16 protein-coding genes are annotated in these 15,607 nt (G+C 73.0%); 2 read left to right on the top strand and 14 right to left on the bottom strand.

Features of this window, described 5'->3' with window-relative positions; all coding sequences use genetic code 11:
• Positions 1–47: 47 nt before the first annotated feature.
• Together ACFC1T_RS24380 and ACFC1T_RS24375 are read right to left on the bottom strand one after the other, a co-directional pair.
• Positions 48–347 (bottom strand): acylphosphatase, encoded by a 300-nt coding sequence (locus tag ACFC1T_RS24380; RefSeq protein WP_375891753.1) that lies wholly within the window; start codon positions 345–347, stop codon positions 48–50.
• A 124-nt stretch (positions 348–471) separates the two neighbouring features.
• Positions 472–1,830, bottom strand: a complete 1,359-nt coding sequence (locus ACFC1T_RS24375) for a transmembrane domain-containing protein (RefSeq protein WP_375891751.1) — start codon at positions 1,828–1,830, stop codon at positions 472–474.
• Between the two features lie 318 nt (positions 1,831–2,148).
• Between ACFC1T_RS24375 and ACFC1T_RS24370 the strand changes: the two genes are divergently transcribed.
• Positions 2,149–3,069 (top strand): hypothetical protein, encoded by a 921-nt coding sequence (locus tag ACFC1T_RS24370; protein ID WP_375891749.1) that lies wholly within the window; start codon positions 2,149–2,151, stop codon positions 3,067–3,069.
• Between the two features lie 36 nt (positions 3,070–3,105).
• Here ACFC1T_RS24370 and mutM read toward each other — a convergent pair whose 3' ends face one another.
• The 10 genes from mutM to ACFC1T_RS24320 all read right to left on the bottom strand — a co-directional run bounded on the left by mutM (position 3,106) and on the right by ACFC1T_RS24320 (position 13,082).
• On the bottom strand, positions 3,106–3,981 hold the full coding sequence (mutM, locus tag ACFC1T_RS24365) for a bifunctional DNA-formamidopyrimidine glycosylase/DNA-(apurinic or apyrimidinic site) lyase (protein ID WP_375891747.1): 876 nt from the start codon (positions 3,979–3,981) through the stop codon (positions 3,106–3,108).
• Between the two features lie 54 nt (positions 3,982–4,035).
• Positions 4,036–4,824: a ribonuclease III gene (gene rnc / locus ACFC1T_RS24360; RefSeq protein ID WP_350508254.1), complete on the bottom strand. Its 789-nt coding sequence runs from the start codon at positions 4,822–4,824 to the stop codon at positions 4,036–4,038.
• Positions 4,825–4,844: 20 nt separating this feature from the next.
• Positions 4,845–5,018: a 50S ribosomal protein L32 gene (rpmF, locus tag ACFC1T_RS24355; protein ID WP_030056747.1), complete on the bottom strand. Its 174-nt coding sequence runs from the start codon at positions 5,016–5,018 to the stop codon at positions 4,845–4,847.
• Between the two features lie 2 nt (positions 5,019–5,020).
• Positions 5,021–5,665, bottom strand: a complete 645-nt coding sequence (locus tag ACFC1T_RS24350; protein WP_375891745.1) for a DUF177 domain-containing protein — start codon at positions 5,663–5,665, stop codon at positions 5,021–5,023.
• Positions 5,666–5,827: 162 nt separating this feature from the next.
• The gene (locus tag ACFC1T_RS24345; RefSeq protein ID WP_375891743.1) at positions 5,828–7,078 is read right to left on the bottom strand and encodes an ATP synthase F0 subunit B; all 1,251 of its coding nucleotides are present in this window, start codon (positions 7,076–7,078) and stop codon (positions 5,828–5,830) included.
• Between the two features lie 195 nt (positions 7,079–7,273).
• Positions 7,274–7,765, bottom strand: a complete 492-nt coding sequence (coaD, locus tag ACFC1T_RS24340) for a pantetheine-phosphate adenylyltransferase (RefSeq protein WP_375891741.1) — start codon at positions 7,763–7,765, stop codon at positions 7,274–7,276.
• Positions 7,766–7,814: 49 nt separating this feature from the next.
• Complete coding sequence (gene rsmD / locus ACFC1T_RS24335; protein WP_375891739.1) at positions 7,815–8,399, bottom strand: 16S rRNA (guanine(966)-N(2))-methyltransferase RsmD; 585 nt, start codon at positions 8,397–8,399, stop codon at positions 7,815–7,817.
• Positions 8,400–8,531: 132 nt separating this feature from the next.
• Positions 8,532–9,065 carry a hypothetical protein gene (locus ACFC1T_RS24330; RefSeq protein ID WP_350508249.1) on the bottom strand — a complete coding sequence of 178 codons (534 nt, stop codon included), beginning with the start codon at positions 9,063–9,065 and terminating at the stop codon, positions 8,532–8,534.
• Between the two features lie 104 nt (positions 9,066–9,169).
• On the bottom strand, positions 9,170–11,401 hold the full coding sequence (recG, locus tag ACFC1T_RS24325; protein ID WP_375891738.1) for an ATP-dependent DNA helicase RecG: 2,232 nt from the start codon (positions 11,399–11,401) through the stop codon (positions 9,170–9,172).
• A 49-nt stretch (positions 11,402–11,450) separates the two neighbouring features.
• Positions 11,451–13,082 (bottom strand): DAK2 domain-containing protein, encoded by a 1,632-nt coding sequence (locus ACFC1T_RS24320; RefSeq protein WP_375891736.1) that lies wholly within the window; start codon positions 13,080–13,082, stop codon positions 11,451–11,453.
• Between the two features lie 281 nt (positions 13,083–13,363).
• Here ACFC1T_RS24320 and rpmB point away from each other — a divergent pair, with 281 nt between their 5' ends.
• The gene (gene rpmB, locus ACFC1T_RS24315; RefSeq protein ID WP_014138233.1) at positions 13,364–13,549 is read left to right on the top strand and encodes a 50S ribosomal protein L28; all 186 of its coding nucleotides are present in this window, start codon (positions 13,364–13,366) and stop codon (positions 13,547–13,549) included.
• Between the two features lie 157 nt (positions 13,550–13,706).
• Here rpmB and thiD read toward each other — a convergent pair whose 3' ends face one another.
• Both thiD and ACFC1T_RS24305 read right to left on the bottom strand, forming a co-directional pair.
• Positions 13,707–14,504: a bifunctional hydroxymethylpyrimidine kinase/phosphomethylpyrimidine kinase gene (gene thiD, locus ACFC1T_RS24310; RefSeq protein ID WP_375891735.1), complete on the bottom strand. Its 798-nt coding sequence runs from the start codon at positions 14,502–14,504 to the stop codon at positions 13,707–13,709.
• Between the two features lie 38 nt (positions 14,505–14,542).
• The gene (locus ACFC1T_RS24305; protein WP_375891734.1) at positions 14,543–15,568 is read right to left on the bottom strand and encodes an ATP-dependent 6-phosphofructokinase; all 1,026 of its coding nucleotides are present in this window, start codon (positions 15,566–15,568) and stop codon (positions 14,543–14,545) included.
• Between the last annotated feature and the right edge of the window lie 39 nt (positions 15,569–15,607).

The following is a 15,607-nucleotide window of genomic DNA, read 5'->3' as shown; positions in this document are numbered from 1 at the left end:
GCCGATCATTTCCGGGGCGCGACGCCGACGCCCTGCGGGGAGACGGCTCAGCGGATCTCGAAACCCTCGTAACCTGCGCCGACGGCGGTCCAGATCTCCGTCACGCCGCTCACCGCGCCGGGCGTGTCGGGGCCGCGCAGCTGGGCCAGCAGCTGCTCGCAGTCGGCGGCCAGGCCCTCGGCCACCACCTGCACCCGGCCGTCGCCGAGGTTGCTCGCGTAGCCGGTCAGGCCGATCTCCAGCGCCCGCGCCCTGGTCCACCAGCGGAACCCGACCTGCTGGACCTTCCCCCGGACCCAGGCGGTCACCCGGACCGGTTCCTCACTGTGGGCATCGCGACCGTGCATGCCCCCGACCCTAACGGGCCCCGGGGCAGGTCACCGCTCCAGGCCTGCCGGGGACGGCGAACGGCCCCGCCGGTCGGAACCGGCGGGGCCGTGGGGATCGCGGACGGATCAGCGGATCAGCGGGTCACCAGTCCCCGCCACCGCCGCCGAAGTCGCCGCCGCCACCGAAGTCGGAGCTGCTGAACCCGCCGAAGTCCGAGGAGTTGAAGTCGGCGCCGGTGAAGTCGCCGCCCTCGTACTGGTCCTGGTAGCCGCCGTGGCCGCCCTCCATCATCGGGGCCGCCGCGTAGGCCGGGGAGCTCATCATCGAGCCGAGCATGGTGCCGACCAGCAGGCCGCCCAGCAGGCTGCCGCCGCCGAAGCCGCTGTAGTACCCGCCGGCGTACGGCGCGTAGGCCGGGCCCGCGTTCCAGTACGGCTGCGGGCCGTGCTCGGTGTCGACGGTGCGCACCGCCGGGTCGAGGCCGGCCGCGACGCGGTCCGCGTCGGCCTGGCAGACCGGGACGGGGCGGGCGGAGCCGCCGGCCGGGGCCCAGTCGACGTCCTTGACGGACGGGCCGTGCCGCGGGTCCATGAAGCACGGGGGGCGCCGCTCGGGCAGCGGGCGCTTCTCGCGCCGGGCGGCCAGGGTGGCCAGCTGGAACCGGCCCTCCTCGATCGCCTCGGTGACCTGCTTGACGTCCTCGGGCTTCTTCGCCTCCTCCATCAGCCGCTTGGACTTCTCGTACGAGTCCAGGGCGTGGCTGTAGTCGGTGCGCTGGGCATCGTCGGCGTCGGCGGCACGCGGGTTGAAGTCGAGCCGCTCCAGCTCGACGCCGAAGGCGGTGATGTCCTCGTCGACGACGCGGCGCAGCTGCTCCAGCTCGGCCCGGGCCTGCTCCTCCTTGCGCTGCTTGGCGCGGCGGAAGAGGAAGAAGACACCGGCGCCGGCCAGGGCCAGCAGCAGGACCGGGATGATCACCCAGGCGATCGAGGTCGAGGAGCTGTGGTTGACCCCGGTGCCCTTGGTCTGCGGGGCGGCCTGGTCGACGAAGTCGTTCAGGGTGGCGTTGATGTCGCCGCCGTGGGCGCGGGAGACGGCTCCGTAGAGGTTCTTCACCACGTTCGGCTTCATGGCGCCGCCGTCCGCGTCCGCCCTGAACCCGTCGGCACCGAGCCAGACGGCGTAGACGCCGTCGATGCCCACCAGGGTGCGCAGGTCCTTGAAGATGGTGTCCTTGTTGGCACTGTCGGGGACGACCGCGACGAAGATCGGCTTGTCGGCCTTCTCGATCTTCTTGGTCAGGGCGTCCGCCTGGGCCTGACTGAATCGGTCCTGCATCGCCGGGGCGACGTAGACCTGGCCCTTCTTGAGGGTGGCTGCGGCGTCGCTCAGACCGCCGGCGGCCGAGGCCGCCGGGGCGAACATGAGCAGCGCCCCGAGCAGCGCCGCCACCAGGGCAAGTGGCCCGGCGCCCCGGGAACGTCGTGCAAGGGTTCTCATAACCCCCGACGCTACCGTGACCAGCGGCGGAGCACGCCATACCCTTCGCATACTGGTGATGACAAGATTCCCCGCCGTCCGGCCGGACGGCTCCCCTTCTCGCGGATGACATTTCCCCGAGTCGACCCCGATACGGGTGGGGCGCGGGAACCACATGAGGCGGCCGGACGTACGTCCCGGCGGGCCCGGGGGCACCGCGTGGGCCGCTCCGGCCCGGTGCGAGGGGGCGTCCCGACCGTACCGCGCGACGGGGCAGACTGTTCCCGGACCGCCGGTCCCATTACTTCTTCTTGACCCAACTCCCGATCGGAGCGCTCGGTGATCATCGGCCTCGTCACGGCTGTGGCGGCATCCGCCTGCTACGGCACCGGCTCGGTCCTCCAGGCCGTCGGATCCCGCCGCTCGGCGCGGGAGGAGGCGGCCAAGGGCGCCGCCGGCTCGACCACCGAGCACGGTGGCCCGAGTCTGTCCTCCACCGCCAAGGCCGCCGTGACCTGGGAGTTCATCACCGGCACGGTGCTCGACCTGATCGGCTTCGGGCTCGGCGCGCTGGCCGCGCGGCTACTGCCGCTGTTCCTCTCCCAGACCATCATCAGCGCCAACCTGGTGATCACCGCGGTGCTCAGCATCAAGCTGCTGGGCATCCGGCTCAAGCAGTTGGAGTGGGCCTCGATCGGCGTGCTCTGCTCGGCCCTGGTGCTGCTGGCGGTCTCGGCCGGCCCGGAGGGCGGCCACCACGCGTCGATGGCCTTCCACTGGGGGCTGCTGATCGTCACCACCGTGCTGCTGGCCGGCGGCAGTCTGCTGGTGCGCCGGATGGGCTCCAAGGGGGCGATCGTCGCCGGTCTGCTCTCCGGCCTCGGCTTCGGCGCGCTGGGCGTCGGGGTGCGCATCCTGAACGGCGTGGAGCCCTTCGACCTGGTCCGGCTGATCTCCGACCCGGCGCTCTACGCGATCCTGGTCGGCGGCCTCGGCGGCATGTACGTGCACACCGTGGCGCTGCAGATCGGCTCGGTGAACGGCGCCACCGCCGCCCTGGTGGTCGGCGAGACGGTGCTGCCCGGCGCGATCGGCGTGCTCTGGCTCGGCGACTCGTCGAAGGCGGGCCTGGGCTGGCTCGGGGTGGCCGGCTTCCTGCTCGCGGTGGTCTCCGCGGTCGGTGTCGCCTACTTCGGCCAGGACACCCACGGCAACCCCGGCGGGACGCCCGCCGACCGTCCCGAACTCGCCCACAAGTAGCGGCGATCGGCCCCCGCTGCCTCGGTCCCCGCTGTGTCAGTCCCCGCTGCGGTTCCGCGGCACGCGCTGGCAGCGGGGGCAGAAGTAGCTGGACCGGTTCATCCAGGCGGCCCGCCGGATCGCGGTGCCGCAGCGGCGGCAGGGCTCGTCCTCGCGGCCGTATGCGTCGAGGTCCCGGGAGAAGTAGCCGCTCTCGCCGTTCACGTTGACGTAGAGGCTGTCGAAGCTGGTGCCGCCCACGGCCAGCGCGGCCGTCATCACGGCCCGGGCGTTGGCCAGCAGCAGTTCGGACTGCGGGCGGGTGAGGGTCGCGGTCGGCCGGTCGTAGTGCAGCTTCGAGCGCCACAGCGCCTCGTCGGCGTAGATGTTGCCGACGCCGCTGATCAGGGTCTGGTCGAGCAGGGCGCGCTTGACGGTGGTGCGCTTGGCGCGCAGCGCGGCGACGAAGGCCGCGTCGTCGAAGCGGGGGTCGAGCGGGTCGCGGGCGATGTGCGCGATGGAGAGCGGGGTGCCCTCGGCGTCCTCCTCGGCCTCCTCGACGGCCAGGCCGCCGAAGGTGCGCTGGTCGACGAAGCGCAGCTCGCGCCCGCCGTCGGCGAAGCGCAGCCGGACCCGCAGGTGGGTCTCGTCCGGCACCGCCGGGTCCTGGACGAGGAGTTGGCCGCTCATCCCGAGGTGGCCGATCAGCGAGGAGCCGGCGCCGGGGCCGCCCAGCGGCACCCAGAGGTACTTGCCGCGGCGCTGCGCGGCGCCGAGGACGGTGCCGGTCAGCCGGTCCGCGAAGTCGGCCGCGCCGCCGGGCTGGCGGCGGACCGCGCGCGGGTGCAGCACCTGGACGTCGGCGACGGTGCGCCCGGCGACCCAGTTCGCCAGACCTCGGCGGACGACCTCGACCTCGGGGAGTTCGGGCACGGGAACAGGCCTCCTGCGTACGACGATCCGGCAGGAGGCCAGGCTACTCGCCGGTCAGGCCCCGGCGGGCAGCCGGTCGGCGTACTTCTCCTTGATCGCGCGCCAGGCGCTCTCGGCGGCCTTCTGCTCGGCTTCCTTCTTCGAGCGGCCGACGCCGCTGCCGAAGTCCTCGCCGGCCACCCGGGCCGCCGCGGTGAAGGTCTTCTCGTGGTCCGGACCGGACTCCATGACCACGTACTCGGGCACGCCGATGCCCACCGAGGCGGTGAGCTCCTGGAGGCTGGTCTTCCAGTCCAGTCCGGCACCCAGCTGAGAGGACTCCTCGATCAGCGGGTCGAACAGTCGGTGGACGAACTCGGTCGCCGCGTCCAGGCCCTGGTCCAGGTAGACGGCCCCGATCACGGCCTCGACGGTGTCGGCGAGGATCGACGACTTGTCGCGGCCGCCGGTTCCCTCCTCACCCTTGCCGAGGCGGATGAAGGTGCCGAGCTCGAGGCCCCGGCCGACGTCCGCGAGCGCGCGGGAGTTGACCACCGCGGCGCGCAGCTTGGCGAGCGTGCCCTCCGGGACGTCCGGGTGGACGCGGTAGAGGGTGTCCGTCACCACCAGGCCCAGCACCGAGTCGCCGAGGAATTCCAGGCGTTCGTTGGTGGGCAGACCCCCGTTCTCGTACGCGTACGAGCGGTGGGTCAGGGCACGTACCAGAAGGGCGCGCTCGAGCGTGTACCCGAGGCGCCCTTCCAGGACGTCGTATTCGGTCGAAGCCGGCCCACCGGCCTTGCCGCTGCCCGAAGAACCCTTCGAGGCAGAGGACGCCTTGCGGGTGGAGTTACCGTCCGACATCGATCCGTGCACCCCGCCGATCAGACCGAGAGGACCTGGCGGCGGTTGTACGTGCCGCAGCTGGGGCACGCGATGTGGCCGAGCTTCGGCTCGTGGCAGCGGTCGCACGCCACGAGAGCCGGAACAACGGCCTTCCAGTTGGACCGACGGTGGCGCGTGTTGCTGCGCGACATCTTCCGCTTCGGAACAGCCACGGCTACTTCTCCTGGTTCTCGGCGGCACCCTCACGGGTGTCGCTGTTCTTGATCCCGTCACCCTCGTCGCCGGGGGCGGCGGAGAGTCCCTGCAGAGCCGCCCACCGGGGGTCGGCGGCGTCGTGGTGGTGCGCCGGGTCGTCGCTCAGGCGTGCTCCGCACTCGGAGCACAGGCCCAGGCAGTCTTCCTGGCACACCGGCTGCAGCGGCAGTGCGAGCACCACCGCGTCACGCAGCACCGGCTGGAGGTCGAACAGGTCGCCCTCCAGGCGGTAAGTCTCTTCTTCCGAGTCCTCGTCGAGGTCCTCGGTCCCGGTGGTCCGGGCGCGGTGACGCTCGTCGGACTCCGGGTAGTAGTACAGCTCCTGGAAGTCCACGTCGATGTCGAAGTCGACGGGCTCCAGGCACCGGACGCACTCGCCCTCGACGTGGGCGTCGGCGGTGCCGGTGACCAGCACGCCCTCGACCACGGACTCCAGGCGGAGCTCCAGCTCGATCGGGCTCTTCTCCGGGACGCCGATCACGTCGATGATCCCGAAGCCCTCGGGGGCCTCCAGGGTCCGGCTCACCTTACGCATCGAGCCCGGGCGACGGCCGAGCTCGTGCGTGTCGAACACGAGGGGGTCGCGGTGGTCGAGGCGGTTCAAGGTGTCCTGACTTCCATAGGGATCAACGCCGTGCCCCCCGTCACGCGCCGGCGTTGCGAGGGCAAGCCGACAGCCGGACATGGGGATGCCGGAGTGGTCAGACTACCGGAGTCTCCCGCCAGGCCCAACTTCGGTCCCGTCGGGAGGCTCCGGGGCGGCCGCTCAGCGGCCGCCGAGCTCCCTCAGCCTGGTCATGTCGATCATGCTGGTGTCGAAGAAGCTGGTCTCGTCCAGGTTCTGCTGCTGCTGGTGCGGCACGGCCGGGGGCAGGGCGGGCTGCTGCGGGTAGGCGTAGCCGTCGTACGGCTGGGCCGCGTAGCCGTCCTGCTGCTGGGGATAGCCGTAGGCGTCCTGGTGCTGGCCCTGGTGCTGGACCTGGTGCTGCTGGCCGTCGTAGTGGGGCTGCTGCTGGGGGTAGCCGCCCTGCTGCTGGCCCCACTGGGTGTTGTACGGGTCGCCCTGGCCGGCCGGGTCGAAGCCGCCCCCGTACACCTCGGCGTACTGCCCGGCCTGGTGCTGGCCGGTCTGGTGCTGCTGGTGCTGGTGCTGGTCGCCCTGGTGCTGGCCGGTCTGGTGCTGGGCGGTGGCCGCGTACTGGTCCGCGCCGGGGGCCTGCCAGCCCGCCGCGGCCGGGGTCTGCTCCGGCCAGGTCTGCTGCTGCGGGACGTCCTCGCGGTACCAGGCGAGGTCGGCGCCGTCGGCGTCCTCGGCGAAGCCGGCGGCCACCGCCTCGGCGCGCTCCTTGGCCTGCTGGGCCTCGTCGGCGGCGGCCAGGTAGGCGCCCAGGTCGTCGATCGGCTTCTTGCCGAGCAGCTTGTCCCGGCCCTTGCCGACCGCCTCCAGGGTCGCGCTGAGCACGTTCTCCAGCGTGGCGAGCTTCACGTCGACGTACTCGTCGACCTCGGGGCTCGGGCTGTGCCGCTGCGGCTGGAACTCCTCGCCGTCGCTCTCGGCCTCGACCTCGAAGCCGGCGTCGCCGCGCAGCTTGGTCCGGCCGCGGCCGACCGCGCCGAGCGTCTTGGTCAGCACCACCTCGAAGTTGGCGAGCTTGCTGTCCACGTAGTCGTCGGCCTCGGCACGCTGGGTGTCGACGTCGGCCCGGGCCTCGGCCAGGATCCGGTCGGCCTCGTTCTGGGCCCGGCGGACCACCTCGGTGTCGGAGATCAGCGAACCGCGCTCGGAGTGCGCGCCCTGGATGATCCGGTCCGCCTCGGCCTGGGCGTCGGCCACCACCTGCTCGTGGTCGGCCATCACCGACTGGGCCTGGGCGAGTTCGGCGGGCATGGCCGCCTTGAGGTCGTTGAGCAGGCCGATCAGCTCGGCCCGGTTCACCACGCAGGAGGCCGACATCGGCATCGAGCGGGCGTTCTCGACCGCCGCCACGATCTCGTCGACCTTGTTCTGCACGTCCACGGGGCTTCGTCTTTCCGTGTGCCGCCGACGGTCCGGCGGAGGCAGGCCCGGCGCGGTGGACCTCACCGCAGGGCAGGACTACAGACTGTACGGCCCCCGCGCGGCGAGCTCACAACGCCTGCGCCGAACCGGCCTCCACCGCCCCGGACAAGCCATGACGAACCGGCAGGAATGAGCCCGGCCCGCCGTCCGGCCCTACTGCTCGGCCTTACGCTCCGCGATCCGCTCCACCAGCCGGCGGTGCACCGTCTCCGGCAGCAGGTGCGAGACGTCGCCGCCGTACGAGGCGACCTCCTTGACCAGCGTCGAGGAGAGGAAGCTGTACGTCGGCGAGGTCGGCACGAAGAGCGTCTCGACGCCGGTCAGGCCGTGGTTCATCTGGGCCATCTGCAGCTCGTAGTCGAAGTCGCTGACCGCCCGCAGGCCCTTGATGATCGCCGGGATGTCGCGCTGCCGGCAGTAGTCCACCAGCAGGCCGTGGTGCGACTCGACCACCACGTTCCCGAACGGGACGGTGACCTCCTCGATCAGGCCGATCCGCTCCTCGACGGTGAACATGCCCTGCTTGTTGCGGTTGATCAGGACCGCGACATGCACCACGTCGTACAGCTTGGAGGCCCGCTCGATGATCTCCAGGTGGCCCTTGTGGATCGGGTCGAACGAACCGGGGCAGACGGCTCGGCGCATGGCGTGTGTGCTCCCTCGTGGGGTGACGGCTGCTGCGGGCCGCGGCCCGCTACTCCTGATCGCTGGCCTCGGCGGCGGCGCGACCGTACCAGAGCGTGCCCTCGCCGTAGCGGCGGGAGCGCAGCACCTCGAAGCCCTCGGGCCAGCCGAACTCGCCGCCGCGGGTGCTGCGCTCCACGGTGACGAGTGCGTCCTCCGCGAGCCAGCCCCCAGCCGACAGTGTGATCAGCATCTCGCGCACCTCGTCGTCCGTCACCACGTAGGGCGGGTCGAGGAACACCAGGTCGTACGGGGTCTGCGGGGGCGGCCCGGCGATCACCTTCTCCGCCCTGGCCGCCCGGACCTCCGTGCCCGGCAGGCCGATCGTGCGGACGTTCTCCCGGATCACCCGGGCCGCCTGGGCATCCGCCTCGACCAGCAGGACGTGCTCGGCGCCGCGCGAGAGCGCCTCCAGGCCGACCGCGCCCGATCCGCCGAACAGGTCCAGCATCCGAGCCCCGTGCAGGGTGCCGCGGAACGCCTCCAGGGTGGAGAACATCGCCTCACGGGCCTTGTCGGAGGTCGGGCGGGTGCCCCGGCCGGGCGGTACGGCCAGTCGGCGGCCGCCGGCCGCCCCGGCGATCACGCGGGTCATGGTGGTGGGAGGTCCTTTCGTCGCTGCCCGACCACGCTATCCCGCCCCGGCGGCGAGCGGGCAAACGCCGGCGAGCGGTGGATAACGGCCGGGGCCCCGCCGACGGGTCGGCGGGGCCCCGGCGGACACTCGCTAGCTCGCCTCGGAGCCGGCCCCCTGGCTCGGGACCGCCGCGCCGAGCAGTGCCGGCGAGGCGTAGCGGGACCAGGACAGGCAGCCGTCGGGCGGGCAGAACTCGGGGCGGCGCGGGTCGTGCCCGAGCTCGCGCAGCTTGGTCCGGACGGAGTCGGGCGTGCGGCCGAAGCGGGCGGCGATCCGGGCGACGGTCTCGCCGTCGTGGAAGCGCCGGACCAGCTCCTCCTCGTGCTGCGGCACCCACGGGGCGCCGTGTCCGGGGTAGAGCTCGCGCAGCACGTCGCGGTCGGGGATGGGTTCGGCGACGTCCGCGACGATCGCCAGCGCCCGCAGCGCGCGGTTGAGCGCGATCCGCAGCGAGGCGACGTCCTCGACCGGCAGGCGGAGCTTGCCCGAGGCCAGCGGCGCGGCGGCTGCCCCCTCACGCCAGCCGGTGAGGGTGAGGGTGACCTCGCGGTCGTCGTCGCTGGCGAGTTCGATCCGGAAGACCTTGTCGCCCAGCGGGAGCTCGTTGAGATGACGGAATGCCATGGCAGGACCCCCAAGTGTCGTGCCAGGAACGCACCTTGGGGGTGCGCCCTGAACAACTACATTCTCTCCCGGGGGTCTGACAGTCGGGCGGTGCCGGAGCCCGCTCAGCCCTTCTCCATGTAGGCGGCGCGGTCCTCGTCGAGCAGGCTCTCCAGCGCGGTGCGCAGCTCCGGGTGGGCGGCCAGTTCCGGGTCCTCGGCGACCAGCCGGGTGGCTTCCGTCCGGGCGGTCAGGATGACCTCCTCGTCCTCCAGCACCGACAGCACCTTGAGCGAGGACTTCACCCCGGACTGGGCCTGGCCCAGCACGTCGCCCTCGCGGCGCTGTTCGAGGTCGATCCGGGAGAGCTCGAAGCCGTCCAGGGTGCCGGCCACCGCGTCCAGCCGGGCCCGGGCGGGGCTGGCCGCCGGCATGTCGCTGACCAGCAGGCACAGTCCGGCCGCGCTGCCCCGGCCGACCCGGCCGCGCAGCTGGTGGAGCTGGGAGACGCCGAAGCGGTCGGCGTCCATGATGACCATCACGGTGGAGTTGGGGACGTTCACGCCGACCTCGATGACGGTGGTGGCGACCAGCACGTCCACCTCCCCGGCGGCGAACCGGCGCATCACGTCGTCCTTGGCGTCGGGGGCGAGCCGGCCGTGCAGGATCTCCACCCGCAGTCCGGCCAGCGGGCCCTTCACCAGCTTCTCGGCGGTCTCCACCACCGAGAGCGGGGGCCGCCGTTCGTCGCTCCCGGCGCCCGCGTCGGTGTCGCCGACCTCCTCGAAGTCCTCCTCGGCCGCCTTCCGCCTCTTCTTGGCGGCCTTCGGGTCGGCGGCCGGCTCCTCGTCGCCGATCCGGGGGCAGACCACGTACGCCTGGTGGCCCTTGCCGACCTCCTCGCGGACCCGCTCCCAGGCCCGGGTGAGGAAGTTGGGCTTCTCCAGCGCGGGGACGACGTGGGTGGAGATCGGCGAGCGGCCGGCCGGGAGCTGGTCCAGGACGGAGGTCTCCAAGTCCCCGAAGACGGTCATCGCGACGGTGCGCGGGATCGGGGTGGCGGTCATCACCAGCAGGTGCGGCGGCTGCTGCCCCTTGGCGCGCAGCGCGTCCCGCTGCTCGACGCCGAAGCGGTGCTGCTCGTCCACCACGACCAGGCCGAGGTCCTGGAACCCGACCTTGTCCTCGATCAGCGCGTGGGTGCCGATGGCGAGCCCCGCGTCCCCGCAGACCATGTCCAGCAGCGCCTGGCGGCGGGCGGCGGTGCCCATCGAGCCGGTCAGCAGCACCACCCGGGTGGCGTGCTCGGAGCCTCCGAGCATCCCGCCCTGGGCGAGGTCGCCCATCATCTCGACGATCGAGCGGTGGTGCTGCTGGGCCAGCACCTCGGTGGGCGCCAGCAGCACGGCCTGGCCGCCGGCGTCCACCACCGCGAGCATCGCCCGCAGCGCCACCAAGGTCTTGCCGGAGCCGACCTCGCCCTGGAGCAGCCGGTGCATCGGGTGCTCGGTGGCCAGGTCGGCGGCGATCTCGGCGGAGACCTTCCGCTGGCCCTCGGTGAGGGTGAACGGCAGCCGGGCGTCGAAGGCGTCCAGCAGGCCGCCGGCCCGGGCCACCCGGGGCTTGGCCGGCAGCGCGGAGTCGGCGGCCCGGCGCTGGGCGAGGGCGACCTGGAGGACGAAGGCCTCGTCCCAGCGCAGCCGGCCCTGGGCGCGCTCGCGGTCGGCCTGGCTGCCCGGGCGGTGGATCAGCTCCAGCGCCTCCGGCAGCGGGATCAGGTCGTGGCGCTCACGCAGTTCGGCGGGCAGCGGTTCGCCGACGTCGCCGAGGTGCTTGGTGAGCGCGGTCTCGATGCAGATGGACAGCTTCCAGCTGGGCATCTGGGCGCTGGCGCCGTACACCGGGATGAGCCGGCCGGCGAACTGCTTCGCCGCATCGGAGCCCGCTTCCTCGTCGAGCAGCTGGTAGTCGGGCGAGACCAGCTGGCGGCTGCGGTTGAAGACCCCGACCTTGCCCGCGAACAGGCCCTGGGCACCGGCCCTGAGCTCCTTCTGCCGCCAGCCCTGGTTGAAGAACACCAGCGAGAGCCGGCTGCGGCCGTCGGTGACGACCACCTCCAGCCGGTCCCCCTTGCGGCCGCGGAACGGGATCAGGGTGACCTTCTCGATCCGGGCCAGCACGGTGACGTGCTCGTCGACCTCCAGCTCGTCCAGGCTGGTGAGCTGGCCGCGCTCGACGTAGCGGCGGGGGTAGTGGTGCAGCAGGTCCCCGACCGTGCGCAGCTTGAGACTGTCGGCGAGCACCTTCGCGGTGCGGTCGCCGACGAGCTTGGTCAGTGGTTCATCGAGAGCGCCCATCAGGCCCTTGTTTACACCAAGGCACCGACGAACACCGACGGACGGACCGCTACTCCACGCCGATGAGCAGCGGCGTGAACTCCTGGCCGCCGTGGAAGACCACCGAGTCCACCTCCGGCCGCTGCTGGCGGACGTGCGCCACCAGCCGGTCGGCGAGCGCCCGGTCGGCGCCCTCCCCGAGGATCAGGGTGACGAGTTCGCCGCCCGCGCCGAGCATCCGGTCGAGCACGCTCTGGCCGACCTCGGCCAGTCCGGCGCCGATCACCGCGACGTCCCCGTCGATCAGGCCGAGCACGTCGCCGGCCTGGCAGACCCCGGCCATGGTCCAGGACTCCCCCTCGGCGACGGCGAGTTCGGCGTACCGGGTGGCCCCGGCGGCCGAGGTCATGGCGACCACGTCCTCGTCGAAGCGGCGACCGCCCTCGTGCACGGCGAGCGCGGCCAGGCCCTGCACCGGCGAGCGGGTGGGCAGGACGGCGATCCGCACGCCCTCCTCGCGCAGCTGGTCGGCGGCGGCCCCGGCGGCGGCGCGCAGTTCGGGGTCGTTGAGCAGCAGCACCACCTCGCGGGCGGCCGCGCCGCGGACGGCGTCGGCGAGTTCGGCGCTGGCCGGGCGGCGGTCCGGGTCGGCGTGCAGGACGACGGCGCCGGCCTGCTCGCACAGGTCGGCCAGCCCGTCGCCGGACACCACCGAGAGCACCGCGCGGGTCCGGTGCTCGCGCTCGCCGCGCTCGGCCGCGGTGCCGGCCCGGGCGGCGGCCTCGGCGAAGTGGGTGATCCGGATCTGGTGCGGGCGCCCGGCCCGGACCCCGGCCTCGACGGCGGCGCCCGCGTCGTCCACGTGGACGTGCACGTTCCACAGGCCGTCGCCGCCGCCGATCACCAGCGAGTCGCCGAGCCCGCCGAGCCGCTCGCGCAGCGCGGGCAGCGCCTCGTCCTCGGCGTCCAGCAGGTAGATGACCTCGAAGGCGGGGTGGCCCGGGCCGGGCGGCCGCCGGTGCGGTTCGCAGCTCTCCACCGCCCGGACGTCCCCGCGCAGCGCGACCGGCCCCATCGGCTGCTGCCCGGCGACGGCGTCGGCGAGCGCGCCGAGGACCGCCACCAGGCCGCGCCCGCCGGCGTCCACCACCCCGTTCTCGGCCAGCACGGCGAGCTGCTCGGGGGTGTGCCGCAGGGCGTCCCGGGCGGCCCGGTGGGCGGTGTCGGCGACCTGGGCGAGCCCGTCCCCGGCCCGCACCGCCTCGCGGGCGGCGACCCGGGCGACGGTGAGCAGGGTGCCCTCGACGGGTTCCGCGACGGCCTGGTAGGCGGAGTCGGCGGCGCGCAGCAGGGCGGCCCGCAGCTGGTCGGCGCCGCCGCCCTCGGCCAGCGTCTCGGCGGTGCCGCGCAGCCACTGGGCGAGGATCACCCCGGAGTTGCCGCGGGCGCCGATCAGCGCGCCGCGGGCCATCGCGCGGACGGCGTCGGCCAGCCCGGGCGCCGGCCCGGACTCGGGGTCGGCGAAGCGGCTCTCCACCTCGGCGGCGGCGGACTCGACGGTCAGGTAGAGGTTGGTGCCGGTGTCGCCGTCCGGGACGGGGTACACGTTGAGCGCGTCGATCTCCTCGCGGGCCTGGCCGAGCGCCCGCAGGGCGAGCTGGCACCAGGTGCGCACGGCCGGGGCGTCGAGCGTGTGCAGCACCAGGTCTCCTCCGGGACGGGCCGCCGGACCGGCCCGGGGGCCGCGGCGAGGGGTGATACCGGCAGGTTATCGGGGCTCGGGGAGGGCCGCCGGGGCCCCTGACCGGAGCGATCACCCGGCCGGTCATGGTAGTTTCGTGGGACGGAAGCAAGCGTTGTATGCTCTTCCGGTTGCCTGGAACCGTCCAGGCTCACCCCCTTGTCCGGTCCGGTGCACGCGAGTGTTCTGGTGGGTGAGTGGGTTTTCGAAAGTATCTGATCTGAAGTCTTGGAGTGACTCCTGTGGCTGCCAACTGCGACGTCTGCGGCAAGGGGCCGGGCTTCGGCAACAGCATCTCCCACTCTCACCGCCGTACCCCCCGTCGTTGGAACCCCAACATTCAGACGGTGCGCGCTGTGATTGGGCGTACGCCGAAGCGGCTCAACGTCTGCACCTCGTGCATCAAGGCCGGTAAGGTCTCGCGCTGACGCGCAGACCGGCATGCCGGTCCTCCAGTGAGTCGGTTCATCCCCGGATGGACCGGCTTCGCTGTTTCCGGGACCGGTCAGGCTTTCCGGACGCACACGTGACGGGCGGACCCCCGAGGGGGTCCGCCCGTCGCCGCGTTCCGGCCGGGGCCGCGGGTCAGCGCCAGCGCCAGGCGTGGTCGACCGGGCCGATCCCGGCGCCCAGGGCGAAGCCCCCGGCGATCGCGCCGGTGACGTACTCCTTGGCCGAGCCCACCGCCCCGGGCACCGACTCCCCCTTGGCCAGGCCGGCCGCGATCGAGCTGGCCAGGGTGCAGCCGGTGCCGTGGGTGTGCCGGTTGTCGTAGCGCGGCGCGCGGTACCAGTGCACCTCGCCGGGCCCGCCGTACAGCAGGTCGGCCGCCTCGCCGGCCAGGTGCCCGCCCTTGACCAGCACCCAGCGCGGCCCGAGGTCCAGCAGCGCCTCGGCGGCGGCCAGCATCTGCGACTCGTCCTCGACGGTCCGGCCGGTGAGCTGCGTCACCTCGTGCAGGTTGGGGGTGACCACGGTGGCGACCGGCAGCAGCCGCTCGCGGACGGTGGCGACCGCCTCGGCGGCCAGCAGCGCGTCCCCGTGCTTGGAGACGCCGACCGGGTCGACCACCACCGGGGCGTCCACCCCGGCGAGCAGTTCCGCGACGGTCTCGACCAGTTCGATCGAGGCGAGCATGCCGGTCTTCACCGCCTGCACCCCGATGTCGTCCACCACGCTGCGGAACTGCGCCCGGACGGCTTCGGCGGGCAGTTCCCAGTAGCCCTGGACGCCGAGCGAGTTCTGCGCGGTGACGGCGGTGATCACGCTCATGCCGTGGACGCCGAGGGCGAGCATCGCCTTGAGGTCGGCCTGGATGCCGGCGCCGCCGCCGGAGTCGGAACCGGCGACGGTGAGGACGCGGGGAGGTGCGGTCGAATCCATGGCCCCCAACCTACCCGCGCGCGTTCGGGGCGCCGCCGTCAGAGCACCGCTTCCGATTCCGCCCAGCGGTCCTCCGGCACCGTCTTCAACCTGGTCACCGCGTCGCCGATCGGCAGCAGCTCGATGCCGGTCCGGCGCAGCGCGGTGAAGTGCCCGAACGCGCCCCGGTGGACGGCCTCCACCGCGTGCCAGCCGAAGCGGGTGGCGAGCACCCGGTCCCGGGCGGTCGGGGTGCCGCCGCGCTGGGTGTGGCCCAGGATGACCGGGCGGGCCTCCTTGCCGAGCAGGTTCTCCAGCTCGTGGGCGAGCCGGTTGCCGATCCCGCCGAAGGTCCGGTGGCCGTACTGGTCGACCTCGCCGTGGTCGAAGCGCATGGTGCCGGGCGTCGGGGCGGCGCCCTCGGCGACGGCGATGATGGCGAACTTCTTGCCGCGGGCGAAGCGGTCCTCGACCATCCGGGCCACCGCCTCGATGTCGAAGGGCTTCTCCGGGATGAGGATGCCGTGGGCGCCGCCGGCCATGCCCGCGGTGAGGGTGATCCAGCCGGTGTGCCGGCCCATCAACTCCACCACCATGACGCGCTGGTGGGACTCGGCGGTGGTCTTGAGCCGGTCGATCGCCTCGGTCGCCACGTGCACCGCGGTGTCGAAGCCGAAGGTGACGTCGGTGGCGTCGATGTCGTTGTCGATGGTCTTGGGCACCCCGACCACCGGGAGTCCGGCGTCGCTGAACAGCTTGGCGGCGGTCAGCGTCCCCTCGCCGCCGATCGCGACCAGCGCGTCGATGCCGATGTCCCGGGCCAGCGTCTTGGCGTTCTCCACCGCCCAGGCGATCCGCTCGCGCTGCACCCGGGCCGAGCCCAGGATGGTGCCGCCGAGGGTGAGCAGACCGGTGACGTCGTCGTGCGAGACCGGCCGGGTTCTGCCCTCGATCAGCCCGAGGAAGCCGTCCTCGATGCCCACGATCTCGTCGCCGTGCACGTCCGTGCCCCGGTGCACCACCGAGCGGATCACCGCGTTGAGGCCGGGGCAGTCGCCGCCGCTGGTCAGGACACCGATGCGCATGTGTGGTGTGCTCCCGCTCGCCGTGGTTCGGCCCGGCCG

The sequence above is a fragment of the Kitasatospora sp. NPDC056076 genome (assembly GCF_042266305.1).
GTDB lineage: Bacteria > Actinomycetota > Actinomycetes > Streptomycetales > Streptomycetaceae > Kitasatospora.
Note: the sequence above shows the minus strand (reverse complement) of the source record. Positions and strands in the feature narration are given on the sequence as shown.